This window comes from Pseudomonas baetica (assembly GCF_019733355.1).
GTDB lineage: Bacteria > Pseudomonadota > Gammaproteobacteria > Pseudomonadales > Pseudomonadaceae > Aquipseudomonas > Aquipseudomonas baetica_A.
The window spans coordinates 21,166-45,299 of sequence record NZ_JAIHLQ010000026.1; the positions used below are offsets into that span (position 1 = coordinate 21,166).

21 protein-coding genes and 1 pseudogene are annotated in these 24,134 nt (G+C 59.0%); 10 read left to right on the top strand and 12 right to left on the bottom strand.

Going from position 1 to position 24,134, the window contains the following annotated elements; genetic code table 11:
- The first annotated feature begins 87 nt into the window (after positions 1–87).
- A complete protein-coding gene (locus K5E40_RS22315; protein ID WP_221732644.1) occupies positions 88–1,710 on the top strand; it encodes an MFS transporter in 1,623 nt (540 codons plus the stop codon).
- A 48-nt stretch (positions 1,711–1,758) separates the two neighbouring features.
- Here K5E40_RS22315 and K5E40_RS22320 read toward each other — a convergent pair whose 3' ends face one another.
- Together K5E40_RS22320 and K5E40_RS22325 are read right to left on the bottom strand one after the other, a co-directional pair.
- Positions 1,759–2,130: a DUF427 domain-containing protein gene (locus tag K5E40_RS22320; RefSeq protein ID WP_221732645.1), complete on the bottom strand. Its 372-nt coding sequence runs from the start codon at positions 2,128–2,130 to the stop codon at positions 1,759–1,761.
- Positions 2,131–2,320: 190 nt separating this feature from the next.
- Entirely contained in the window at positions 2,321–3,727 is a 1,407-nt protein-coding gene (locus tag K5E40_RS22325) for a serralysin family metalloprotease (protein ID WP_221732646.1), read from the bottom strand.
- 280 nt (positions 3,728–4,007) lie between these two features.
- On the opposite strand from K5E40_RS22325, the gene K5E40_RS22330 reads away from it, so the two are divergent.
- The 4 genes from K5E40_RS22330 (at position 4,008) to K5E40_RS22345 (ending at position 7,347) form a co-directional block, all read left to right on the top strand.
- A complete protein-coding gene (locus K5E40_RS22330; RefSeq protein WP_221732647.1) occupies positions 4,008–5,954 on the top strand; it encodes a DNA topoisomerase III in 1,947 nt (648 codons plus the stop codon).
- A 48-nt stretch (positions 5,955–6,002) separates the two neighbouring features.
- Positions 6,003–6,506, top strand: a complete 504-nt coding sequence (locus tag K5E40_RS22335; protein WP_221732648.1) for a GNAT family N-acetyltransferase — start codon at positions 6,003–6,005, stop codon at positions 6,504–6,506.
- Between the two features lie 45 nt (positions 6,507–6,551).
- Positions 6,552–6,842 (top strand): hypothetical protein, encoded by a 291-nt coding sequence (locus tag K5E40_RS22340; RefSeq protein WP_221732649.1) that lies wholly within the window; start codon positions 6,552–6,554, stop codon positions 6,840–6,842.
- Positions 6,843–7,017: 175 nt separating this feature from the next.
- On the top strand, positions 7,018–7,347 hold the full coding sequence (locus K5E40_RS22345) for a hypothetical protein (protein WP_221732650.1): 330 nt from the start codon (positions 7,018–7,020) through the stop codon (positions 7,345–7,347).
- Positions 7,348–7,417: 70 nt separating this feature from the next.
- On the opposite strand, the gene cynR is transcribed toward K5E40_RS22345, so the two are convergent.
- A complete protein-coding gene (cynR, locus tag K5E40_RS22350) occupies positions 7,418–8,296 on the bottom strand; it encodes a transcriptional regulator CynR (protein WP_221732651.1) in 879 nt (292 codons plus the stop codon).
- 122 nt (positions 8,297–8,418) lie between these two features.
- Here cynR and cynS point away from each other — a divergent pair, with 122 nt between their 5' ends.
- Together cynS and K5E40_RS22360 are read left to right on the top strand one after the other, a co-directional pair.
- Complete coding sequence (gene cynS, locus K5E40_RS22355) at positions 8,419–8,886, top strand: cyanase (protein WP_221732652.1); 468 nt, start codon at positions 8,419–8,421, stop codon at positions 8,884–8,886.
- A 60-nt stretch (positions 8,887–8,946) separates the two neighbouring features.
- Positions 8,947–9,606, top strand: coding sequence for a carbonic anhydrase (locus tag K5E40_RS22360; RefSeq protein WP_221732653.1), 660 nt, complete (start codon positions 8,947–8,949; stop codon positions 9,604–9,606).
- Positions 9,607–9,658: 52 nt separating this feature from the next.
- Here the strand turns inward: K5E40_RS22360 and K5E40_RS22365 are convergent, their stop codons facing one another.
- The 5 genes and pseudogenes from K5E40_RS22365 to K5E40_RS22380 all read right to left on the bottom strand — a co-directional run bounded on the left by K5E40_RS22365 (position 9,659) and on the right by K5E40_RS22380 (position 14,080).
- Complete coding sequence (locus K5E40_RS22365) at positions 9,659–11,161, bottom strand: aldehyde dehydrogenase family protein (protein ID WP_221732654.1); 1,503 nt, start codon at positions 11,159–11,161, stop codon at positions 9,659–9,661.
- 65 nt (positions 11,162–11,226) lie between these two features.
- Entirely contained in the window at positions 11,227–11,643 is a 417-nt protein-coding gene (locus K5E40_RS35680) for a CZB domain-containing protein (RefSeq protein ID WP_401133180.1), read from the bottom strand.
- A 6-nt stretch (positions 11,644–11,649) separates the two neighbouring features.
- Positions 11,650–12,300 (bottom strand): annotated as a pseudogene (locus K5E40_RS35685) (methyl-accepting chemotaxis protein); the annotation flags it as partial.
- A 102-nt stretch (positions 12,301–12,402) separates the two neighbouring features.
- The gene (gene glsB / locus K5E40_RS22375) at positions 12,403–13,311 is read right to left on the bottom strand and encodes a glutaminase B (RefSeq protein ID WP_221732656.1); all 909 of its coding nucleotides are present in this window, start codon (positions 13,309–13,311) and stop codon (positions 12,403–12,405) included.
- A 160-nt stretch (positions 13,312–13,471) separates the two neighbouring features.
- Positions 13,472–14,080, bottom strand: coding sequence for a tRNA-(ms[2]io[6]A)-hydroxylase (locus K5E40_RS22380; protein ID WP_221732657.1), 609 nt, complete (start codon positions 14,078–14,080; stop codon positions 13,472–13,474).
- Between the two features lie 158 nt (positions 14,081–14,238).
- Here K5E40_RS22380 and K5E40_RS22385 point away from each other — a divergent pair, with 158 nt between their 5' ends.
- Complete coding sequence (locus tag K5E40_RS22385; RefSeq protein ID WP_221732658.1) at positions 14,239–15,102, top strand: universal stress protein; 864 nt, start codon at positions 14,239–14,241, stop codon at positions 15,100–15,102.
- 144 nt (positions 15,103–15,246) lie between these two features.
- Here K5E40_RS22385 and K5E40_RS22390 read toward each other — a convergent pair whose 3' ends face one another.
- Positions 15,247–15,717, bottom strand: coding sequence for a DUF1289 domain-containing protein (locus K5E40_RS22390; protein ID WP_221732659.1), 471 nt, complete (start codon positions 15,715–15,717; stop codon positions 15,247–15,249).
- A 410-nt stretch (positions 15,718–16,127) separates the two neighbouring features.
- Between K5E40_RS22390 and acnB the strand changes: the two genes are divergently transcribed.
- A complete protein-coding gene (gene acnB / locus K5E40_RS22395; RefSeq protein WP_221732713.1) occupies positions 16,128–18,737 on the top strand; it encodes a bifunctional aconitate hydratase 2/2-methylisocitrate dehydratase in 2,610 nt (869 codons plus the stop codon).
- Positions 18,738–18,814: 77 nt separating this feature from the next.
- On the opposite strand, the gene K5E40_RS22400 is transcribed toward acnB, so the two are convergent.
- From K5E40_RS22400 to K5E40_RS22410, 3 genes are all read right to left on the bottom strand, one after another.
- Positions 18,815–20,458, bottom strand: a complete 1,644-nt coding sequence (locus tag K5E40_RS22400) for a SulP family inorganic anion transporter (protein ID WP_221732660.1) — start codon at positions 20,456–20,458, stop codon at positions 18,815–18,817.
- An 80-nt stretch (positions 20,459–20,538) separates the two neighbouring features.
- Positions 20,539–21,816 (bottom strand): HAAAP family serine/threonine permease, encoded by a 1,278-nt coding sequence (locus K5E40_RS22405; protein ID WP_221732714.1) that lies wholly within the window; start codon positions 21,814–21,816, stop codon positions 20,539–20,541.
- Between the two features lie 487 nt (positions 21,817–22,303).
- On the bottom strand, positions 22,304–22,669 hold the full coding sequence (locus K5E40_RS22410) for a DUF6124 family protein (RefSeq protein ID WP_221732661.1): 366 nt from the start codon (positions 22,667–22,669) through the stop codon (positions 22,304–22,306).
- A 777-nt stretch (positions 22,670–23,446) separates the two neighbouring features.
- Between K5E40_RS22410 and K5E40_RS22415 the strand changes: the two genes are divergently transcribed.
- The gene (locus K5E40_RS22415) at positions 23,447–23,971 is read left to right on the top strand and encodes a cysteine hydrolase family protein (protein WP_221732662.1); all 525 of its coding nucleotides are present in this window, start codon (positions 23,447–23,449) and stop codon (positions 23,969–23,971) included.
- Positions 23,972–24,134: the final 163 nt, after the last annotated feature.

Genomic DNA, 24,134 nt, shown 5'->3' on the forward strand with positions numbered 1-24,134 from the left:
TTGGCGTTTGATTCATGGGCATCGCGCATCACCCGGACACGCAACACCAGTGGAACAACAAAAACAATCACTGTGAGGGATACCGATATGTCAGAACACGTTCAGCCGCTGGACGCCGCGAGCGGCACCAGCACCAGCAATGCCACGCAGAAAGTCATCTTCGCCTCGTCCCTGGGGACGGTGTTCGAATGGTATGACTTCTTCCTCTACGGCGCCCTCGCGGCGGTGATCAGCAAGCAGTTTTTTGCCGGAGTCAATGACACTACGGCGTTCATCTTTGCGCTAATGGCATTTGCGGCGGGGTTTGTCGTACGGCCGTTCGGGGCGCTGGTGTTCGGTCGGTTGGGTGACATGATCGGGCGCAAGTACACGTTTCTGGCGACCATCATCCTGATGGGTATCGCCACCTTCTGCGTTGGCTTGCTGCCTACCTACGCCAGCATCGGTATCGCCGCACCGATCATTCTGGTGTTGTTGCGCATGCTTCAAGGCCTAGCGCTCGGCGGTGAATACGGCGGCGCTGCAACGTATGTCGCAGAACACGCGCCCATCGGCAAACGCGGTTTCCACACCAGCTGGATTCAGTCCACCGCGACCCTCGGTTTGCTGCTATCACTGCTGGTGGTACTCGGTTGCCGCTACTTCACGGGCGATCAGTTCGAAGTCTGGGGCTGGCGGATTCCGTTCCTGCTGTCGGTTGTGCTGCTGGGCATCTCCACCTGGATTCGCCTGAGCCTGCACGAATCGCCGGCCTATCTGAAAATGAAAGAGGAAGGCAAAACCTCGAAGGCGCCTATCCGCGAATCCTTCGGCAAATGGGAAAACCTCAAAGTCGTACTGATTGCCCTGTTCAGCATCAATGCCGGACAAGCCGTGACGTTCTACGCGGCGCAATTTTACGTGCTGTTCTTCCTCACGCAGTTCCTGAAGATGGACCCGGCAGTGGCCAACACGCTGCTGATCATCAGCGTGGTGATCGGTGCGCCGTTCTTCATTATTTTCGGCTGGCTGTCGGACAAGGTCGGGCGCAAACCAGTGCTGATGCTCGGCCTGTTACTGGCCACAGTGCTGTACTTCCCGATCTTCAAATCCCTGGCCCACTACGCCAACCCGGCGATTGACCAGGCCAGTCGTCAGGCACCGATCACCGTACTGGCCGACCCTGCGACCTGCACCTTCCAGTTCGATCCGGTGGGCAAGGCCAAATTCGACAGCCCGTGCGACAAGGTCAAAACCTTCCTGGTCAAACAAGGCCTGCCCTACTCCAGCGCCGCCGCACCGACCGGTAGCGGCGTGCAGGTGAGCATCGGCGACGTGAAAATCGACGGCTACGACGAAGCAGCCCTGCGTGGTGCCGTGACGTTGGCCGGGTATCCGCAACAGGCCGACCTGCAGCAAATCAACAAACCGATGATCGTCGCCCTGATCGTCGCTCTGATCATCATCTCGGCCATGTGCTACGGGCCGCTGGCCGCGCTGATGGTCGAACTGTTCCCGACCCGCATCCGCTACACCTCGATGTCCCTGCCGTACCACATTGGCAATGGCTGGTTTGGCGGTTTCCTACCGACCGTGTCGTTTGCGCTGGTGGTGTACACCGGAGACATCTTTTATGGGCTGTGGTATCCGGTGTTGATTACCGGGGTCAGCCTGGTGGTGGGGATGATCTGTTTGCGTGAGACGAAGAATATCGATCTCGACAAGAACTGAAATAAAACGGTGGCGAGGGATTTAATCGCCTCGCCACCGCTGCTTGATTCAGGCATCCGCCGCCTTGATCACCTCAAATTTCACCAGATTCGGATAAAACGCCACATAGTCGCGGATCGATGCCACCGACACTTTCGGATTCTCATAACTCCACACCGCATTCGCCTCCTCATGCCCCGGTACTTGCAGGCTGAAATAACTGGCGTCGCCCTTGTACGGGCAATAACTGGTGTGATCGGTGCGGGCGAAGTATTTCTCGTCGATGTCTTCACGAGGGACGTAATAGACCGGCGCGTAGTTGGCTTCGTTGAGAACTAGCACATGGGAAGAGGCGGCGACCTGGATGCCGTGGAATTTCACCACCAGGCAACCGGGGAGTTCTTCGAGGGTGATGACGGGGTTGAGGCCGGTGGTTTTCATCGGGTTTTCTCCTGGTCATGAAAATGACTGTGGCGAGGGAGCTTGCTCCCGCTGGGATGCGCTGCAGCCCCAAATCCGGAAATCGCGGTGTATCAGGTATAACGCGATTTCCGAGTTTGCGACGGCTTCGCCGCCGAGCGGGAGCGAACTGCCTCGCCACAAGATTCAGGTTGGCCCTGTTTATCTCAGATCAAGCAACAATGTCACTCGCCACCGCCTGCCCTACCACACCCACCGCAAAGTCAACCTGCCCCTGCCCCGTCAGGTCGACCAGCAGCCCGGTCTGACCGTGCTGCGCGTAGTAAGTCAGAATCGCATCGCCCGCATGACCAGTGAAACTGCTGACGAAATTCAGCGACGCCGCACCCGTGGCAAACGCGGTAATGCCCGACAGATCTATCTTGTCCAGGCCGCTTTGGAAATCCATGATCCAGTCCGGCTGGTTATTGGTCGAGTCGCTGGCTGCGCCGAACACGAAGGTATCCGCACCCTCACCGCCCCACAGCACATCTGCGCCGCCACCGCCGTAGAGGATGTCGTTGCCGGCCCCGCCAAACAGGTTATTGACCGCCCCGTTGCCGATCAGCAAGTCATTGCCCGATCCGCCCAGGGCGTTTTCCATGGTCACGCCATAGGCGATGGAGACGTTGCCGACCAGACCGCCGACGTCGGAGAACGAACCTTCGTTGAGGTTGATCTTCTGGTTCTGGGTAAAACCGGAGAAGTTCAGCCAGTCATTACCACCACCGTCCCACACCGAAAACACCACTTTGGACGACGCCGAAGTCGCGCTGTAATAATCGCGGTCAGTGTTGGAATTGAAGCCGTACCACGTGTCCTCGGCGCGGGTCTCGTAGTTGGCACCGTAGAGTTTCTGCACGGCAACAATATCGTCCAATAACGGTGCCGAGGCGTAAGCCCCGCTGCCGTCCTTGCTGAAGTTCTGATCGGTATTGGCCTCACTCCAGTAGCTCATCAGACTGTAACCACGAGTGTCTTCGGCGTACTTGGCGTCGGCGTAAGTGGGGCTGCCGTTGCCGGCGTTGTAGGCGCCGGGGTGCGAAAGGCCGAGGGTGTGACCGATCTCATGTGTCAGGGTCTGGCGCCCGTAGTTGTTGGTGTCCGGGGTCTTGTTGACCTGGTATTGATCGTTGATCAAGTACCACGATTGGCCATCATAGCTGCCGCCGCTCGGCAAATACGCGAACGCTGCGCCGCCGGTGCTGACGTCGTAATTGCCGAACGTCATGTGACCGTCGCCGCCCTTGCCCTCGGTGAAAGTGACGTTGGCGACGTCGGCCCAGGATTGCATGGCCAGCACCGCTTGAGCTTTTTGCTGGGCGCTGAATTCGCTGAAGTTGCCGAGTTTAGGGTTGTAGTTGGCCGGTTTGTCGGTCAGAAAGCTGTAGCTGAGGGAAATCTTGCCGTCGGCGTTTTTATCGCCCCACGACAGGCCCTTGCGCAGGATTTCGTCGGCGGCCTGATCGGCAGTGAACGAGGGTTTGCCGTTGACCAGCCCGACACCACGGTCATACAGGTGGCTGAACGTGTCAACGGCGGAGTAGGCGCTGCTGGTCTGGGAAGATGCTTGAGACATGGTTTACGTCCTTGTTGCAAAAGAGTCAGTGTCCGACAGACCACGACGATCTCCTGGCGAGACCGTCCTGTCGCTCGCGTTTTTCTTAAAGGCGCGAAAAACCTGACACAGACACCCAAGCGGCGCTAATCAATTTCTCGATAGCGCCGGAGTGTCCGGTCAATCACCGTCACGTTCGGCAATCCTTTTTATCTGTATATCCATACAGATAAAAGTTGCCCCTGACGCTAACTCCGGCCATTCTGTGCGCCTGTTCGGACATTGATCGACGATGGTGGATATGCAGCTGTACCTCTGTGAAAAACCTTCCCAGGCCAAAGACATTGCGGCCGTACTCGGCGCAAAGCGCCGGGGCGACGGCTGCTGGCTGGGAACAGACGTCACGGTAACCTGGTGCATCGGCCACTTGCTGGAAACGGCCCCGCCGGATGCCTACGACGCCCGCTACAAGCGCTGGGTGCTGGCCGATCTGCCGATCATCCCGGACAAGTGGAAAATGACCGTCAAGCCACGCACCGCCAGCCAGTACAAAGCCGTGAAACGCCTGCTCGGCGAGGCCAGCGAGCTGATCATCGCCACCGACGCCGACCGTGAGGGCGAGATGATCGCCCGGGAACTGGTCGAGCATTGCCGCTATCGCGGGCCGATCCGGCGATTGTGGCTGTCAGCGCTGGATGAGGCATCGATCCGCAAAGCTTTGGCCGCGCTGAAACCGGGGGCCGAAACGTTCAGCCTGTATCACTCGGCGCTGGGTCGCTCGCGGGCAGACTGGCTGATAGGCATGAACATGAGTCGCCTGTTCACCCTGCTAGGCCGTCAGTCGGGCTATCAAGGTGTGTTGCCGGTCGGTCGAGTCCAGACGCCGACATTGCGGCTGGTGGTGGATCGTGATCGCAGCATCGCCGATTTCGTGCCGGTGCCGTTTTGGGCGATCGATGTGCAACTGCTGCACAACGGCACACCGTTTACCGCGCAATGGCGCGCCCCGTCGGATGTTTGTGACGATCAGGATCGCTGCCTGAACCTGGCACTGGCGCAGCAAGCTGCCGCCGCGATCAGCAGCGCCGCCAGTGCACGGGTGGTGAAGTTGCGAACCGAGCGTATACGCGAAGTGGCGCCCCTGCCCTTCGACCTCGGCACCTTGCAGGAAGTCTGCTCGAAGAAGCTCGGCCTCGGCGCCCAGGAAACCCTCGACATCGCCCAGGCGCTGTACGAAACCTACAAGGTCATCACCTACCCGCGCAGCGATTGCGGGTTTCTGCCGCTAAGCCAGCACAGTGAGGCGCCGGGGATTCTCGCAGCGCTGCGTCAGGCTGACCCAAGCCTTGAAGCGCTGCGGGGCTTTCTTGAGCCTCAGCGAAAATCCCGAGCGTGGAACGACGCCAAGGTCAGCGCGCACCACGGCATCATTCCCACTGCAGCGGCGAAAAATCTTGAGCGCCTGAGCGGCAAACACCGGGCGGTCTACACGCTAATCCGCGCACGTTATCTGGCGCAGTTCCTGCCCAATCATGAATACGATCGAACCCAGGCCGATTTCGATTGCGGCGGTGAAGCGTTGCGCGCCGTCGGCAAACAGATCATCGAACCGGGCTGGAAACGCGCTTTACCCGAAGCACTCGCACCGGCCAAAGGGCGCGAAGCACCCGCACCGCAAACCTTGCCGGCACTGACCCAAGGCGTCGAGTGCGCTGTGGTGGAGGTGAAGTTCAAAGACTTGTGGACGCAACCACCCAAGCCCTACACCGAAGGTGACCTGATCAAGGCGATGAAGAACGTCGCCAAACTGGTGGAAGATCCACTGCTCAAGCAGAAACTCAAGGACACCACCGGCATTGGCACTGAAGCCACCCGTGCGTCGATCATTCAGGGACTGCTGGATCGCGGTTATCTGGTGAAAAACGGCAAGGCGCTGGCCGCCACACCCGCCGCATTCAGCCTGATCGACGCCGTGCCCCGTGCCATTGCCGACCCTGGCACTACGGCGATTTGGGAGCAGGCGCTGGACATGGTGCAGAGCGGCGAGATGAGCCTGGAAGAGTTCGTCACCAAGCAGGCGGCATGGATGAGCAAGCAAGTGACACGCTGCTCCCATTTGAACCTGACCATCAGCGGTCCACCGCCTGCTGGCAAAGCTGCCACACCCTGGAAGAAAAAACGCAAATCGACCCGAAGCAACACCGCCGTGGCGACCAAACGAAAGGCAAAACCGGCAGTTAAAAAGTGAAACGCGCTACTGTTTCCGAGAGGTCCATCACTTTCAGGAACCCAAAGCATGCCCACCCTAGAACTGCACCCCGCCCAACGCGATGAACTCGAAACCCTCGAAAACCTGATGCAGTTCTACATGTACGACTTCAGCCAATGGCTGCCGTTGAAACTTGCTGCACATGGCTTCTTCCCTATCCAATCGAAAGCCGAATACTGGCGCCACCCGGCAACCCAACCGTTCCTGATACGAGTCGACGACGAACTCGCCGGCTTCGTGACCGTTGATAGCGAAACGCATATCGACGGTGCGGAGCACAACATCGGCTACTTCTTCCTCGCCCGGCGCTTTCGTGGCCAAGGCGTCGCGCAGTTTGTCGTCTCTGCCCTCTTGAGCCGGATCCCCGGTCAATGGCAAATTTTCCATATCGACGCCAACCTGCCGGCACAGCGCTTCTGGGCCAAGCTGATCCCGGAATTGACCGGCGGCGCTTTCACCTTGTACCAGCGTGAAATGGACGGTTACCCGTGCACGTTCTACGCCCTGCACTCACCTTTTTCCGTTGCCTGAACGGATTCTTTCTCATTCCAAAACTGCTTTGTCCGACAATATGTAGTGACCAAAAATAATCACTACAAAACCGTTGACGGCATCGTTTTGCTTTTGCATGATGAAGACGTTCCCCGATCGGGAACATTTGGTAACACGCTTGAGCAAACTCGTCTGACCGCCGAGTTGTTTTTTCCGGATACACGCTGCCCACAAGGCAGATTGAAGAAGCTGACCTGGCCTGAACGTCCAGTACAAGGACGAGAAACGCTGGCGAAAATTCTCAAGACGCTTGTGGTCGACCCTGAAAACGTCGGCAAGGAGCCTCCCGGTTTTCGCTGTTTCTCTTCGTTGTGACGCTATTGCGTAGCAGTTATTCAACACGACTACATGCAACAGATGCACGACCCCGTACATCAAACGGGCGAGCGCTGACGTCCTGGTTTCGGTGCCAGGGATCAACTAACCGATGGGCTACCTGTATTAGCGAATCAACTTTGAAAGATCACCAAACTGGTCAAGGGGCAACATCATGAATCTGAACAATCAACCTAATATCGAAGAACTGGCTCGTATGTTCGCTGCGCAGAAAGACAGCCACGACAGCCATATTCTGTGGATCAGCAAGTCGGGGCAGGTGCATATCGACTGCCTGTCGCCCCACGCTGGCGAAGAAGAGTTCGAGCAGAACAACCAGAACCTGTTGGCCCGCCTGAAGATGTACCGTCGCGGCCACGGCTATGTCGGCAAAAAAGCGGCAGCCGATAGGGACTTCATCGGTAATGTTCTGCAAACGCTGAAACAGGCGTGGGACTCGATGCAGAACAAGAACGAAGTTCGGGTGATTGATCGGTTCTGCTGATTGACTGCTTCAACACTATAAAGGGCCTGCTTCTTTAAGAAGCAGGCCCTTTTTTATTGAGTGCTTACAATCAGAGCGAGAGTTCCAGGACTAGATTCATAAATGCCACCGCCGCCGCACTGTGATAGTTATTGCGCCGCCGCAACAACGCGGCGCCACGCTGCGGCGCTTCGCACTCGACCCGCAGACTGCGCAATGCCCGATCCTCAGTCGCAATCGCCTCCGGCAACATCGTCGCCATCGGCGAATGCCGCACTACCTCCAGCAACGTACTTACCGAATTCACCTCAATGCGCACCTGCGGCGTGATTCCGTGCTGACGAAAATACTCATCGACCGACAAGCGCGTGATGAAGTCCGACGCCAGCAAGGCGAAATCCAGCTGCGCGATATCGTCAGGCGTCAGCACTGAATCACTTTCATACAACGGATGCTCGCGCCCGACCATGACACCCAGGGTCTCGGTAAACGCCGGAATGCACTCGATGTCCGGGCTGCGTACGGGGGTGAACGCAATCGCAATGTCCAGCGAGTCATCCGCCAGACCCGCCTCGATGCCGTCCATCGACAACTCGAAGATTTCCAGATGAATCCCCGGATATCGCGCCGCGTAGTCGCGTACCAGCGGCCCGACCAGATACGCCATAAACGTTGGCGTCATCGCCAGGCGCAACGTACCGCGGCTCAGGTCCTTCACGTCATGCAGTGCGCGCTTGCCCGCCTCCAACTCCACCAGCACCCGACGTGCACATTCAATGTATGCCTGGCCGGCATCGGTGGCTTTGACCGTACGTGAAGTTCGATCAAACAGGCTCACCCCTAGTGTTTCTTCCAGTTGGCGAATCTGTTGCGACAAGGTTGGCTGCGACACATGCAGCGCCTCGGCCGCGCGAGTGAAGCCGCCGTGATCGGCAACGGCCAGCAGGTAACGCAAATGTCGCAGCAGCATGTGGGAGCACCATCTATAGGCAAGGCTTATGCGAATCATTGTATATCGGTCTTGGACGCTATGGATGAATCGGCAGAAGATCAATCCCACACAGCAAGCCAACCCCTGAAAGGAGTGACACCATGCAACAGTCCCACGCCTACAACGACGCCAGCCTGGCCCTGACCACCCGCATTCTGGACATCAAGGCACGCAAGAATCTGTCGTGGCAGGATCTCGCCGACGGCACCGGCCTCAGCCTGGCGTACGTCACCGCCGCCTTGCTCGGCCAACATCCGCTGTCGGCAAACGCCGCCCAAGTGGTGGGCGACAAGCTTGAACTGGACGCCGACGCTGTCGCGGCCCTGCAAATCATCCCGCTGCGTGGCAGCCTTAGCGGCGTGCCGACCGACCCAACCATCTATCGCTTCCATGAAATGATCCAGATCTACGGCACCACCCTCAAAGCACTGGTTCACGAGCAGTTCGGCGACGGCATCATCAGCGCAATCAACTTCAAACTCGACATCAAGAAAGTCGAAGACCCGGAAGGCGGCTCTCGCGCCGTGGTCACCCTCGACGGCAAGTTCCTGCCCCTGCGTCCGTTCTGATGTGCCCGGCCCGCACTTTGCGTGCGGGCCATCCGATCTCCCTTCAACGAGGACATGCACATGAAAGCCCTGATCGACGGTTTCCTGAAATTCCAGAACGAAGCCTTTCCGCAACGCACCGAACTGTTCAAACACCTGGCAACCACCCAGCAGCCCGGCACATTGTTTATCACCTGTTCCGACAGCCGCGTGGTGCCGGAACTGCTGACCCAGCAAGAACCCGGCGAACTGTTCGTGATCCGCAACGCCGGCAATATCGTGCCGTCCTACAGTCCGCATCCGGGCGGGGTTTCGGCGACAGTGGAATATGCGGTCGCGGTGCTTGGCGTGACCGACATTGTCATCTGCGGCCATTCCGATTGCGGCGCGATGACGGCGATTGCGAAATGCAAATGCATGAATCACCTGCCTGCCGTCAGCGGCTGGCTGCAACATGCCGAGTCGGCAAAAGTGGTGAATGAAGCGCGGCCGCATGCCAATGACGCGGCAAAATTGAGTTCGATGGTGCGCGAAAACGTGATCGCGCAACTGGCGAATATCCAGACACATCCGAGCGTGCGCCTGGCACAGGAGAAAGGCCTGCTGAATCTGCATGGTTGGGTGTATGACATCGAGACCGGCTCGATCGATGCGCTGTCCTCGGACCGCCGTACCTTTGTGCCGCTGGCCGAGCAACCGGCAACTTGCGCCGTTCAGGCAAACACCAGCGCAGCAGCCTGAATTACATTGCGCCCCTATGGCGAGGGAGCCTGCTCCCCCGCCACAGCTTCTTTCAGCGCTTCACACCGAGATCAATCTGGGTCATACGGCTGCGAACGGTAAACACACCATCGCCCGAAAGAATCGCACTGCGCGCGAACAACCGCCCGCTCTCCCAGTTCGAAAGTCCCAGCTCCGGCTTGTTCAGCGCGTACTGCCCATCGACCCAGCGGGTAATGCCATTACCCACGAACGGTGCGTTGACCGCGTTATAAAACCGCTCCTGAACCTGCGCATCCTCGCTGATCAGCGACACGGTAAATTGCGGGCTGTAACGATTGAACAGCGCAATCGCCTGATCCAGATCGTCAACGATCATCAGACTGACTTCCGGGGTTTCTTCCCATTCCCACTCACGACCCAACTCCAACTCTGCCAACGGTTCGGCCAGTGCTTCGCTCTGATAGCCCTCGGCGCGATAGACCTCGACCGTCGTGCCTTGCCATTCAGCAGGCAGACAACGTTCGCTGCCCTCGACGATGTGCAATTTGCAGCCCTGGCCGCGTGCGGTACCGGCCTGTTGCAGCGCGTCGAGGAACAGCGGCACCAGTTCATCGGCGCATTCGCGCTGAATCAGGCAGACATTCAGGGTGTTGCAGACCTTGCGATCCAGCGAGTTGCGCACCACCGCCGCAAAGCGTTTGGCGTCAGCCTCACGATCGGCGATCAACCACGCACCACCGGTGCCATGCAGACTGACCGCCGTTCCCGCCTGCTGGGCAATGCTGCCCAATTGACTGACTGCACGTCCTGACCCGCGAGCCACCGCCAACGACAGACGCCGATCAGCAAACATCGCCCAACCGGCGGCGTGATTGACACTCTCCACCAGCGACACCGCGCCCACGGGCAGACCGGCCGCAGCCAGCGCCGGGTTCAACGCGTGAGCGACAATGGCCTGCGCCGTGCCCAACGCATCGCTGCCAATGCGCAGTACCGCCGTGTTACCGGTGCGCAAGACACCCGCCGCATCGGCAAATACATTCGGGCGACCTTCGAAGACAAATGCAACGATGCCCAGCGGCGAGATCACTTGCTCGACCTTCCAGCCATCGTGCTCGACGCTGCTGATGACTTTGCCGCGCGTCGGTGCGGCATCACGCCAGGCGCGCAGGCCGGCAATCATGTCGCGGCGCATGCGCTCATCAGCGAGTAACCGCGTGGTGGAACGCCCACGCACCTTGGCCCGTTCAATATCGGCGAGGTTGGCGGCCTCGATCTGCACCCAGCAATCGGGGGTTTCCAGGCGCTGCGCGAACAGATCGAAAAACTGACTGATCGCCTCATCTGACACCGCCGATAACGCGGTAAATGCCGCTGCCGCACGCTCAATCGCCACGGCGGCCGCGTGTTGATCGGCCACCGGAATCAGCAACAACTCGCCACTCACCTGCTCCACCAGCAGGTGGTCACCGGGCTGAAAGCGCGCGGCCAGTTCGGGGCTGACCACGGTGACGCGGTTACCAGCGAAAGGGATCGGCGTGCCAGCGACTAGACGTTCGAGCGCAAGAGACATGAAGCGGATTCACCATGCAGAGAGCGGGCGAAAAATGTATAGCAAAAGTCTTTGAGCGTCACGCCTCAAGCCAGAGATTGCAGGCGCGCGTGCACCAGTCCTTTGACATTACGCATCACGGCGGCGTTGGCCTCCTCCATCTGGCCGACCTGCTTGAGTGCTTCTTCCAGTTCGCCACGAGCGTGCGCCTCTAACGCAGCCTGGCCGCTGCTGTGCACCAGTCGATGAGGCAATTCCATACGCCGGAAGTCGGCGTCACGTTGCTGACCCTGATTCTGTTCGCCGTAATACCACTGGCCGAACAAGCATTCGGTTTCATCCGGCAGGGACAATGGCGCGTGAGGCTTGGGGTTGAGCAATCGGTCGTAGACCGTGACTTTCAGGGTCAGCTCTTGCAGGTTGGCCAGTTCGATATCGGATAAAAGGTGCGATTGGTCGATTTCGCGCTGCATTTGCTGCGCCTGGCCGTACATACCGGCCATGGCTTCTTCGGTCTTGTCGATGATCGCTGCGAACGCACCGGAGACCTGGCTCTGCTGCGAAATAGACTGCTTCGCCTGATCGATTTCGTGCTGGATGGCCGAGGTTTCCTTAACGATTTCCCGAGTGGCTTCAGCGGTTTTTTCTGCCAGCAAACGCACCTCACTCGCCACGACCGCAAAACCGCGCCCCGTCTCCCCTGCGCGGGCCGCCTCAATGGCGGCGTTGAGCGCCAGGAGATTGGTCTTGCGCGCGATGTCACTGATCAGATCGACGATGCGGTCGATTTCACTAGCGCGGCTGACCAAGTGAGTAATCACGCCTTCGAGTGCTCCCAGGCCCGCGGCCATGACCCGCGATTGCTCCTGCAAATGAGCGACTTGCGCGCGGTTGTCGATGGCCGAACTGGCGACGGCTTCGGCGCGTTGATGGTTCAGTTTGAGGCGCTGGTTGAGCATCGAGAACGATTCGCTGACCGGCGCCAACGAGTTGCCGCACGTCAACAAGTGCTGCGCCAGGCCCTGGAAAAAATCGCGATCGCGCCGTTCGGCCGTGTGGGCCGCCAGCAGCGCTTCATCAATCGGCACGGGGGCCGGTTCCACTACGACCGTGGAAGCCCCGCTGTCCGCGAGCGTTTTTTTGCGCCATGTGAAATTCATCGCCAAATCCCCCGACGCCAGCGCGCCAAAAACGCGGGACGATACGAATGAACCTGGCCGGATCAAACCTCCAATTGTGCGAAATATCGGGAGACCACGCGGTCAGAACACCGACCAACCAATCCGCGAACTGAGCATCTCCAGCGCCGCCATGCCCGCCAGCGAATTACCGGCAGCATTCAATTCCGGCGACCACACGCAAACCGTGAACTGCCCCGGCACCACCGCGACAATCCCGCCGCCGACGCCGCTCTTGCCCGGCAGGCCGACGCGATAGGCGAAGTTGCCCGCCTCGTCATACAAACCACTGGTGGCCATGATCGAGTTAACCTGCTGGGTCTGGCGTCGCGTCAGAATCTGTTCGCCGCTGTGCTTGCAGTAGCCGTCATTGGCCAGAAAGCAAAAGGCCCGGGCCAGATCGATGCAGTTCATGCGCAGCGCGCAATGGCTGAAGTAGCTGCGCAACACGGCTTCAACATCGTTGTGGAAGTTGCCGAACGATTGCATCAGGTACGCCATTGCCGCGTTGCGTGCGCGGTGCTGGTATTCAGAGTCGGCGACTTTGCCGTCGATCATGATCTGCGGATTGCCCGACAGACGCCGGACGAAGTCACGCATCGACAAGGTCGGTGCGGCAAAGCGCGACTGGTTGATGTCGCAGATCACCAGTGCGCCGGCATTGATGAACGGATTGCGCGGGCGACCGCGCTCGAATTCCAGCTGCACCAACGAGTTGAACGGCTGACCGGACGGCTCATGGCCCAGACGCTCCCAGATCGCCTCACCGGAATGTTCAATGGCCTGCACCAGACTGAACACCTTGGAAATACTCTGCACCGAGAACAGCGTCTCGGCGTCGCCGGCGCAATACATCTCGCCGTCGTTACCGTATACAGCGATGCCCAACTGGTTGGGCGCCACGGTGCCGAGGGCAGGAATGTAGTCAGCCACTTTGCCCTGCCCGATCAGGGGCCGGACAGCATCAAGGATCTCGTTCAACAGCGCTTGCATGCCGGGTTCCGAAGTCTCGCCCCGTGGGATTGCGGGGACACTGAGGCTAGACGCTGGCGGCATGCGTCGAATCACACCGGCAGGCATCATGCAGAATATTCTTGGTTCAATCGCACCCCTAGCAATCGGAGAGCCCCCGAAGGCTGCGACAGTTTGAGCTTCAGGCTACTGCCGGCACACCGCTGTGGAAACGAAATTCCACGTCCGGCGATTCGATCAGTTCCTGTTCGGCCGCACGCACCTTATCGATCACCTGAGCCACATCCCTGGCGTCACCATACTGATAAGCCAGTTTCAGATACCCCTGAAAATGCCGAGCCTCGCTTTTCAACAGACCGAAGTAAAACTTGCCGAGTTCTTCGTCCAAATGCGGCACCAGTGCTTCGAACCGCTCACAACTGCGCGCTTCGATGAACGCGCCAACCACCAGCGTATCCACCAGTTTCACCGGTTCATGGCTGCGCACCACTTTGCGCAGACCCGAGGCGTAACGGCCGGCATGCAGTTGGCGCAATTCGATCTTGCGGCGTTTCATCAGACGCATGACTTGTTCGTGGTGCACCAGTTCTTCCCGGGCCAGACGCGACATCATGTTGATCAGGTCGACGTGGGAGTGATACTTGGCAATCAGGCTCAGCGCGGTGCTGGCAGCCTTGAACTCGCAGTTCTTGTGGTCGATCAGCAGGGTTTCCTGATCGGCCAGTGCGGCCTGAACCCAGGCATCGGGTGTGCGGCAGCCAAGGAATTCGTGGATTTCGGGAAGGATCATGGGGCTCACGGTCAAGGTGTTCGAGCGAAGGGCGCCGATTATACCGGCCTGTCCGAAGACCACCAGCGGCTGGCGTTGATATGCATCAAGTCGCAGGTGTTGGCGCAACAACTATAGTTGTGCAACGCCGTGCCCTTTATTCGCTGGAGACTCCGCTCATGCAAGCCATTCGCAGCATTCTGGTGGTCATCGAACCCGAACATTCGGAGAGCCTGGCGCTCAAGCGCGCCAAGTTGATCGCGGGTGTGACCCAGGCCCATCTGCACCTGCTGGTGTGCGACAAGAAGCACGACCACGCCGGTATGCTCGGCGTGCTCAAAGCCGCGCTGCTGGCGGACGGCTACAGTGTCACCACCGAACAGGCCTGGAACGAGAGCCTGCACGAAACCATCACCGACGTGCAGCAGGCCGAGGGTTGCGGACTGGTGATCAAACAGCACTTCCCTGACAGCTCGTTGAAAAAAGCCCTGCTGACCCCGGCGGACTGGAAGTTGTTGCGCCACTGCCCTACTCCGGTGCTGCTGGTAAAAACCTCTACGCCCTGGAAAGACAGAGTTATTCTGGCGGCGGTCGATGTGGGCAATGCCGACGGTGAACACCGCCATCTGCATACCACGATCATCGATCATGGCTTTGACATTGCCAGCCTGGCCAAAGGGCATCTGCATGTGATCAGCGCCCATCCGTCGCCGATGCTGTCGGCGGCCGACCCGACCTTCCAGCTCAAATCAACGATCGAGGCGAAGTATCGCGAGCAATGCCGGGCGTTCCAAGCGGAGTTCGATGTCGATGACGAGCATCTGCACATCGAGGAAGGCCCGGCGGATGTGTTGATTCCGTTCATAGCGCACAAACTGCAAGCAGCAGTGACCGTAATCGGCACCGTGGCGCGCACTGGGTTGTCAGGTGCGTTGATCGGCAATACGGCGGAAGTGGTGCTTGATACGCTGGAAAGCGATGTGTTGGTGCTCAAGCCGCAGGAGGTTGAGGATCATTTGCTGGAATTGGCGGTGAAGCATTAAGTTTTGCGGCGTCAGACAGGGCCTCTTCGCGAGCAAGCCCGCTCCCACAGTTTGAAATGCATTCCTCTGTGGGAGTGGTCTTGTTTTCAAATATTGAAATGCATTCCCCTGTGGGAGCGGGCTTGCTCGCGAAGCTTTTGACCTTCAGGCGCCAAAGGCGTCTTTGAGAAAGCCCGGTGCGATGTAGCGCTGATAGTGCGCTTCCGATAGCAGGAAGAATTCCCGATCAATGGCATCGCGCAATTCCGGCAGGTTCCAGTCGCGAAACTCCGGCAACAGCACCATCCCGTAGGCTTCCAGATTAATGATCACCCGCGCCCCCCGGGCAATCAGCTGATACGCCCAGCAATACTCGGACTGATGCGGCACAAAGCGGATCTTGCGCTGCTCCAGTTGCTGACGCAGACGCGCCGAATCAAAGATCTCGACCTTGGCCGCCATCACTTGTGACAGCAATTGCTCCAGACGCAGCCACACCGCACGTTTTTCCTCCTCGTTGTAACCATTCCAGTTGATCACTTCGTGATGGAAACGCTTGCAGCCACGGCACACCAGATCACCGTAAACAGTGGAGCAGAGGCCGACGCAGGGGGTCTTGATGGTCTGATTGGGCATAAGGTTGGCAAAGGCACTGAAACGCGGAACAGGTCGGCATGTTAGCCCTTTGTCTAACATTGATCACCCCTCAAACTTGAGGGCCTAACTTACCTTTAATTTTTTTTTGCCGTAGAATCAGCCAGCCTTTTAAGGCGCCAATGTCCGTTAGAAGCTGTTTTCAAAGCGTCACGAGCACAGTCGTTCCTTCAGAGCGGTGTTGGCGAAGGGTTTTTCCAGCGGGGAAAAGCTCAACGCCAACCCTCATCAGCTCCCCGTTCTGCAGGCGTAAAACTTTGAAAGCAGCTTCTGTAAGGAATAGCCGGTAATTCTGGCCAAGCGACCCACAACGTCGCGAGGTGCATGAGTACGGCCATTTCGGGATGAGCGTCCCGGACACCCATTTGGGACCACTGATGAGGGTAATAACTGTGCTTGAAGCCTACCGCAAACATATCGAAGAGCGTGCAGCCCTGGGTATCGTTCCCCAGCCGCTTAACGCCGAACAAACAGCAGGCCTGGTCGAGCTGCTGAAGAACCCTCCGGCTGGCGAAGAAGAATTTCTCGTTGACCTGATCACCAATCGCATTCCACCCGGCGTGGACGAAGCGGCTTACGTTAAAGCCGGCTTCCTGTCTGCACTGGCCAAGGGCGAAGTTTCCTCCCCTCTGCTGGACAAAAAACGCGCTGTAGAACTGCTCGGCACCATGCAGGGCGGCTACAACATCGTGACCCTGGTTGACCTGCTGGACGACGCCGAACTGGCGCCAGTCGCTGCCGCGCAACTCAAGCACACCCTGCTGATGTTCGATGCGTTCCACGACGTGGCCGAAAAAGCCAAGAACGGCAACGCTCACGCCCAAGCCGTGCTGCAATCCTGGGCTGACGGCGAGTGGTTCAAGAACCGCCCGACCCTGGCCGACAAGATCAGCCTGCGCGTGTTCAAGGTCACCGGCGAAACCAACACCGACGACCTGTCCCCTGCGCCTGATGCCTGGTCGCGTCCAGACATCCCGCTGCACGCCCTGGCCATGCTGAAAATGGCTCGCGACGGCATCGTTCCTGATCAGCAGGGCGCCATCGGCCCGATGAAGCAGATCGAAGAAATGCGCGGTCAAGGCTTCCCGATCGCCTACGTCGGTGACGTGGTCGGTACTGGTTCTTCGCGTAAATCGGCCACCAACTCGGTGCTGTGGTTCTTCGGTGACGACGTTCCTTACGTGCCGAACAAGCGCGCTGGCGGTTTCTGCTTCGGCAGCAAAATCGCTCCGATCTTCTACAACACCATGGAAGATGCCGGCGCACTGCCAATCGAGTTCGACGTTTCCAACATGAACATGGGCGACGTGATCGACCTGTACCCGCATGCTGGCAAAGTCTGCAAACACGGCACCGACGAAGTCCTGACCACCTTCGAAATGAAGACCCCGGTGCTGTTGGACGAAGTCCGCGCTGGTGGCCGTATCCCGCTGATCATCGGCCGTGGCCTGACCGAGAAGGCTCGCGCCGAACTGGGTCTGCCGCCGTTCGACCTGTTCAAGAAGCCAGACGCGCCCATTGAAAGCACCAAGGGTTTCACCCTGGCGCAGAAAATGGTCGGCAAGGCTTGCGGTCTGGCAGAAGGCAAAGGCGTTCGTCCTGGCACCTACTGCGAACCGAAGATGACCACCGTAGGGTCTCAGGACACCACCGGTCCAATGACCCGTGACGAACTGAAAGACCTGGCGTGCCTGGGCTTCTCCGCTGATCTGGTGATGCAGTCGTTCTGCCACACCGCGGCTTATCCAAAGCCGATCGACGTGACCACCCACCACACCCTGCCTGACTTCATCATGACCCGCGGCGGCGTTTCCCTGCGTCCGGGCGACGGCATCATCCACTCGTGGCTGAACCGCATGCTGCTGCCGGACACCGTCGGTACCGGTGGTGACTCGCACACCCGTTTCCCGATGGGCATCTCGTTCCCGGCCGGTTCCGGTCTGGTCGCGTTCGCCGCCGCCACCGGCGTCATGCCGCTGGACATGCCGGAATCGATCCTGGTGCGCTTCAAAGGCAAAATGAAACCTGGTATCACCCTGCGTGACCTGGTTCATGCCATTCCTTACTTCGCCATTCAGAACGGTCTGCTGACCGTCGAGAAGAAAGGCAAGAAGAACGCCTTCTCCGGCCGCATCCTGGAAATCGAAGGCCTGGAAGGTCTGACGCTGGAACAGGCTTTCGAGCTGTCCGACGCCTCGGCTGAACGTTCGGCTGCCGGTTGCACCATCAAGCTGTCGAAAGAGTCGATCACCGAGTACCTGAACTCCAACATCACCCTGCTGCGCTGGATGATCGGCGAAGGCTACGGCGATGCACGTACCCTGGAACGTCGCGCACAAGCAATGGAAGCCTGGGTTGCCAACCCTGAGCTGATGGAAGCCGATGCCGACGCCGAATACGCCGAAGTCATCGAAATCGATCTGGCCGACGTCAACGAGCCTGTGCTCTGCGCGCCGAACGATCCGGACGACGCCCGTCTGCTGTCCAGCGTTGCTGGCGAGAAGATCGACGAAGTGTTCATCGGTTCGTGCATGACCAACATCGGTCACTTCCGCGCTGCCGGTAAACTGCTGGATCAGGTCAAGGGTCAGCTGCCAACCCGTCTGTGGCTGTCGCCGCCGACCAAAATGGACGCTCACCAACTGACCGAAGAAGGCTACTACGGCATCTACGGCAAGGCTGGCGCTCGCATGGAAATGCCAGGCTGCTCGCTGTGCATGGGTAACCAGGCACGCGTTGAGCCGAACAGCACCGTGGTGTCGACTTCGACCCGTAACTTCCCGAACCGTCTGGGCGACGGCGCGAACGTCTACCTGGCTTCGGCCGAGCTGGCGTCCGTTGCTTCGATCCTGGGTCGCCTGCCGACCGTCGAGGAGTACATGGAATACGCTGGCAAGATCGACAGCATGGCGGCCGATATCTACCGCTACCTGTCCTTCGACCAGATTGCCGAGTTCCGTGAAGCTGCTGCGAACGCCAACATCCCGGTCGTTCAAGCCTAACGCTGCAACGCAATGAAAAACGCCGCCCATCGTGAGATGAGCGGCGTTTTTTTATGCCCAAAGCAACTGAACTCAAATTACCTGTGGATTTGGGCTTGCTGGACAGCCCCATCGACGCTTAGCCCGCTGAGGATCACGCCATTGGCAGCGACCTCTGGCAGCTTCGCCAAGGCACTCTTGGCCTCATGCTTGAGCCGCGCCAGTATCAGTCGTTTACCCTCCTGATCCACCCGCAGAAAAAACTCCTGCATGGCCTCGATGCTGGTGCCATCCAGGTTGGGCGTTTCCTCCAGACTGAGGATCACCGTGTGCACCGGCACCGGCGAATGGCGGACCAAATGCAACGCTGCCCCGAGAATCCGTTCGACATTGGCAAAGAACAACGCCTCGCTCGGTCGAATGATCAGCACCCCTGGCTCGGCCTGAGCAATCGGATGGCGCTGCAAGTCGACAAAGTCATGCCCACCGTCAATCCGCCCGAGTACCTGAATATCCGCCGCCGACATCTGCTTGAGCATCAGCAATACACTGATCGCCACCGACACCAGCAAACCGTCCAGCACGCCCAATACCAGCACCGCGCCCACAGCGCAGAGCACCAATACCCGATCCCGGCGCCAAATGAAGTAGCGCCCCAGCGGCTGCAAGCTCAAGCCTCTGCCCAGCGCATGCATGACGATGGCGGCAAGAATCGGCTCCGGCGTCAGGGCGATCCACGGCAACACCGTCAGCACGATCAGCAACACCACCAATGCCGCAACCCCACCGGCCCACCGTGAAGTCGCACCCGCCTCCTCATTCGCCGACGTCGCCGAATACCCCGCCCCTGCCGGCATGCCATGAAACAACCCGGACAACAGGTTCGACGCCCCCAACACCAGCAAATCGCGATTGGAAGTCACCCGGTCACCATGCTTGAGCGCAAACGAACTGATCGAGCCGTAAGACTCCGCATACAGAATCATCACCAGCGCAAACCCCACCTCCCCCAACCGCAGCCAATCAGCAAATGGCAGCACTGGCAGATTCGGTACTTCCAGGCTCAGATCGATGAGTCCGATCATCTTCACGCCATACGCCGGCAAGTTCAGCCATTGCCCGGCCACAATGCCGATCACCACCACCAGCAAGCCACCCGGTACCCGTGGAAAGCGTGAGAACAGCCCCAGCAACACCAGTGCCACAACAGCGACGCCAGCCGCCGGCCAGTTCCATTGCGGCAGTTGCTCCAGCAGTTGCGGGGCGAAGCGCACCAGATTGGCGTCGGTCAGGTGCACGCCGACGACGCTGGCAACCTGTTTGAGAATGATCGTCAGCGCCAGACCAAAGGCAAATCCGCGCAACACCGGCTTGGCGATGAACGCGGTGACGCTGCCGAAACGAAAGATCCCCGCCAGCAAAAACAGCGCCCCGGTGACCAGCACCAAGCCGACCGCCAAGGTCGAGCGTAATTGCGGATCACCATCAGCCAGCGTCGCCGTCGCTGCTGCCAGCACCGCCGCTGATGACGAGGTGGCCGAAACAATCGCAAAGCGGCTGGTGCCGAACAACCCGTAACAGAGCAAACCGGCAAACAGCGCGATGACTCCGGCCTGCGGCGCCAGCGCGGCGATGGTCGAATACGCGACGGCTTCAGGCAACAGCAGCCCGGCAATCGACAGGCCGGCGAGTACATCCTGCCAGCGGTGGGTGGGTTCAACAGGTTGCGGGGCGCTCGACAATCCACTGTCTCCAGACGAAAAAAAGCCGCTGTGCGCATCACGCACAGCGGCCACTGTAGCTGAGTATCCGGCGCTTTGGCCTAAGCCGTCAGCGAATAAATCAACGCCGAAATCGCCACCAGCCCCACAGCCGTGACAAACACGTTCGACGCCTGCCCACGATAGCGCGCCATCGCCGGCACTTTACGAATCGCGTACATCGGCATCAGGAACAGAATGGCCGCAATCACCGGGCCGCCGATGGTTTCAATCATGCCCAGAATGCTCGGGTTCAGCGTCGCCACGATCCAGCAGATGACCAGCATGAACGCCGCCACAATGCGATCCAGCGCCTTCGCACCCGGACGCTTGCCGCTCTTGACGATCAGACCTTTCAGACCTTCGCTGGCACCGATGTAATGACCGAGGAACGACTTGGAAATCGCCACAAATGCAATCAACGGGGCCGCGAAGGCGATGGTCGGGTTGCTGAAGTGGTTGGCCAGGTACGACAGGATCGACAGGTTCTGCGCCTTCGCTTCAGCCAGTTGTGCGGGCGACAGCGTCAGCACGCAACTGAACACGAAGAACAGCACCATCAGCACCATCAACGCATGAGCGCGGGACAGGATCTGCGAACTGCGCTCTTGTGCGTGAACGCCGTAACGACGCTTCTGATCGACCGCAAACGCGGAAATGATTGGCGAGTGGTTGAACGAGAACACCATCACCGGAATGGCCAGCCACAGCGTATGCAGCAACGCGGATGGCGCCGGCACGTGCGAAGCGGTGGCGAGGATGCCGCCATTCCAGTGCGGGATCAGGTACACCGCCAGAAACAGCAGCGCGACGATAAAAGGGTAAACCATCAGGCTCATCGCCTTGACGATCGCCTGCTCGCCGCAACGTACCACCGCCAGCAGGCCGAGGATCAGCACAAACGACAGGATCACACGCGGTGGCGGCGTAATGTGCAGTTGGTGTTCGAGGAAACTGGCGACCGTGTTGGTCAGGCCGACGCTGTAGATCAGCAGAATCGGGAAGATGGCGAAAAAGTACAGCAATGTGATCAGCGCCCCGGCCTTGATGCCGAAATGCTGCTCGACCACTTCAGTGATGTCGGCGCCTTCGCGACCAGAGAGCACAAAACGGGTCAGGCCACGGTGTGCGTAGAACGTCATCGGGAAAGCCAACAGCGCGAGGATCACCAGCGGCCAGAAGCCGCCCAGCCCTGCATTGATTGGCAAAAACAGGGTGCCGGCGCCAATCGCCGTCCCAAACAGTCCCAACATCCAGGTGGTGTCCTGGCGACTCCAGCTCGACAGCTCGGCTGGTGCTGCTTCATAGCGTTCGTTGACGCTATTGGCCTGCTCATTCATCCGGTCGGATCTCCGCATTCCGGTCACTTGCCACTCGGTCAGGACGCGTCGGAAAAAACCGACAAACATGCTCCGGCCGAAACAGGGGCGCGATTCTCCGTGATAAATCAACAGAAGCAAAGACTTAGCTGAGCAATGGTTGTGCGGATCAGATTATGGGATGTCGCTTTTGGCAAAACATATGTCGGCGCTGGAAAGGTTAACTGTCGTTTTTAGGCATGTTCCAGTGCCGCATGTGACCGAAAAAACTTGATCAGACCGATCGACCCAATATGAATCCAAGTGAAATGCAAAACTGGCCTTCCTTGGCTGTTGGCAGTGGCTGCTCAGACTGCTTTGTGTCCTCATGATTTCGCGCTCATCGCTTGCCGGAAAGCCGATGGATCCGATGGTTTCGTAGGCAAAATCCGGGAGTCGAGTAGGCCGCCTCATACAAAGCCATGACAGAGACTGCGGCGAGGCGAATGACCCCGCCGCAGCGTTTGGCTTATTCCGTCGGCACCAGATTATCGAGCACCTGATTGACCGCCAGTTCAGCCAGCATCACGTTCTGGGCGATGCCTAATGCGGTCTGGCGATGGGTGCCTTCCAGCAGGGCGGCGAAGTTGTTGAGCATGACGTTGGCCGAACCTAGGGTTTCGCTTGCATCGGCCAGCAGGGGTTCGTTGCCGGCGGCGGGGTTGGCCATGTACAGGCGATTGGGTGCGTAGGGCGCGGCCATGACTTTGGCGGTTGGCGGATCCAGGTAGTGGTCGAGGGCGCGCTCGGCGGCTTCGTGGAATTTCTTGGAGCCAAGGGATTCGTAGGGGGATGCCGGATCGGGATTCGGCGGGTTTGGCGTTACCTTGAACATTGAGAACTTACCTCCGGTAATGCCGCCTCCCCTCTCGCCGCTAAGCAAAAGGGTGGCGGCTATGCGCAAGTTAGCGGACCGGTAAGTTCTCGAAACCCGGCGCACCCGAAGGTGCCATGCGCACAGCCACCATCAAGCGCAGGCATATGCCCGTCTAGATAAGACTTATGCAACCGAGAACAAACCGGGCCGCTAAGCCCGATCACTGGAAATCAGTGATGCGAACCAAGTTACCGACCGCCCTCCAGGCGCACAAGCCGGCGGATTCTGGCGCACGCGTAGGCAACGACGCAAGAATTTGTGGGCATTGGCACGTAACTACGGATGTCTTTAAACGGAAGCCAAGAATTGCGTTTATCAGCTACAAAAGCTGACGAAATATCTGACAGATTGCAGGTAACCAACGTGCGACTCAGGTTTGAAAGTATCAGTTAATGGTGGGGTGTATCGCGCACAACTGTGCGCGGGCTTGCTCGCAAAGGCGTGTACATCAACCGGGCGGAAGTCAAAAAAGAGAACGGGGCATGCGGCAACGGCGTCGCTCAATACTTCACCTGATTCGGTCATTGACAGCCCGGCAACACGGCCAGCATGATCAGCCCCATGAACCTTCGCGCGCTGCACCTCACCCGTACCACCACGACCGCCACCGGCGGGTCGTGGTGTTTGTGCCTGAGGTAACCCCAGCGCAGCAAACCCAAGGCCCCGCCAGCAATGGACGGGGCCTTGTTGTTTCTCCCGTCCGTGCGGCAACTTTTGTCACTCAAGGAGAAACACATGTGCGCAGCACTGTTGATTATCGATATGCAGGTCGGTCTGTTCCAGGGTCCGGAACCCCCCCACGACGGCGAACGGGTGCTCGCCAACATCCAGCACCTGATCAAAAAGGCGCGTCAACAAAACGTTCCGATCTTCGCCGTGCGCCACACTGGCCCGCAAGGTTCGCCGATTGCCGCGGGCAGCCCATTCTGGCAATTGCTGCCAGCGCTTGAACTGGACGCTGAAATCGACATCCTCTTCGACAAATCCCGCCCCAATGCCTTCCACGGAACTGAACTGGCGCAACAACTCAAAACCGAAAAAATCGGAGAGCTTTACATCGTAGGCATGAAGACTCAGTTCTGCATCGACAGCACCTGTCGCGCCGCCGCCGATCTGGGTCTCAAACCCGTGCTGGTGGCCGATGCCCACACTTGCATGGACACTCCGCTGTTGGCCGCCCAAGCCATCATCGACCATCACAACGCAACCCTCGGTGCAGCCTTCGCACGGTTAATCAACAGTGCCGATGTGACATTCTGACGGGTCGCCTCGCGAATCGATGCCGCTGCGCCGTACTGCGGCGTCGATACGAGGCTGCTGACCGTCTCGCTCAAACACGATCAGTCGCCAACCTTGAGCGCACTGGATAGCCGGTGTGCTGAGGCCCTTGCTTCTTGCGCGAAGCCGTCCAGAATCAAAGCAC

Coding starts and splice junctions, on each gene's coding strand:
- K5E40_RS22315 (WP_221732644.1), top strand. CDS start 88: ATGTCAGAACACGTTCAGCCGCTGGACGCCGCGAGCGGCACCAGCACC.
- K5E40_RS22320 (WP_221732645.1), bottom strand. CDS start 2,130: ATGAAAACCACCGGCCTCAACCCCGTCATCACCCTCGAAGAACTCCCC.
- K5E40_RS22325 (WP_221732646.1), bottom strand. CDS start 3,727: ATGTCTCAAGCATCTTCCCAGACCAGCAGCGCCTACTCCGCCGTTGAC.
- K5E40_RS22330 (WP_221732647.1), top strand. CDS start 4,008: ATGCAGCTGTACCTCTGTGAAAAACCTTCCCAGGCCAAAGACATTGCG.
- K5E40_RS22335 (WP_221732648.1), top strand. CDS start 6,003: ATGCCCACCCTAGAACTGCACCCCGCCCAACGCGATGAACTCGAAACC.
- K5E40_RS22345 (WP_221732650.1), top strand. CDS start 7,018: ATGAATCTGAACAATCAACCTAATATCGAAGAACTGGCTCGTATGTTC.
- cynR (WP_221732651.1), bottom strand. CDS start 8,296: ATGCTGCTGCGACATTTGCGTTACCTGCTGGCCGTTGCCGATCACGGC.
- cynS (WP_221732652.1), top strand. CDS start 8,419: ATGCAACAGTCCCACGCCTACAACGACGCCAGCCTGGCCCTGACCACC.
- K5E40_RS22360 (WP_221732653.1), top strand. CDS start 8,947: ATGAAAGCCCTGATCGACGGTTTCCTGAAATTCCAGAACGAAGCCTTT.
- K5E40_RS22365 (WP_221732654.1), bottom strand. CDS start 11,161: ATGTCTCTTGCGCTCGAACGTCTAGTCGCTGGCACGCCGATCCCTTTC.
- K5E40_RS35680 (WP_401133180.1), bottom strand. CDS start 11,643: ATGGCCGGTATGTACGGCCAGGCGCAGCAAATGCAGCGCGAAATCGAC.
- glsB (WP_221732656.1), bottom strand. CDS start 13,311: ATGCAAGCGCTGTTGAACGAGATCCTTGATGCTGTCCGGCCCCTGATC.
- K5E40_RS22380 (WP_221732657.1), bottom strand. CDS start 14,080: ATGATCCTTCCCGAAATCCACGAATTCCTTGGCTGCCGCACACCCGAT.
- K5E40_RS22385 (WP_221732658.1), top strand. CDS start 14,239: ATGCAAGCCATTCGCAGCATTCTGGTGGTCATCGAACCCGAACATTCG.
- K5E40_RS22390 (WP_221732659.1), bottom strand. CDS start 15,717: ATGCCCAATCAGACCATCAAGACCCCCTGCGTCGGCCTCTGCTCCACT.
- K5E40_RS22405 (WP_221732714.1), bottom strand. CDS start 21,816: ATGAATGAGCAGGCCAATAGCGTCAACGAACGCTATGAAGCAGCACCA.
- K5E40_RS22410 (WP_221732661.1), bottom strand. CDS start 22,669: ATGTTCAAGGTAACGCCAAACCCGCCGAATCCCGATCCGGCATCCCCC.
- K5E40_RS22415 (WP_221732662.1), top strand. CDS start 23,447: ATGTGCGCAGCACTGTTGATTATCGATATGCAGGTCGGTCTGTTCCAG.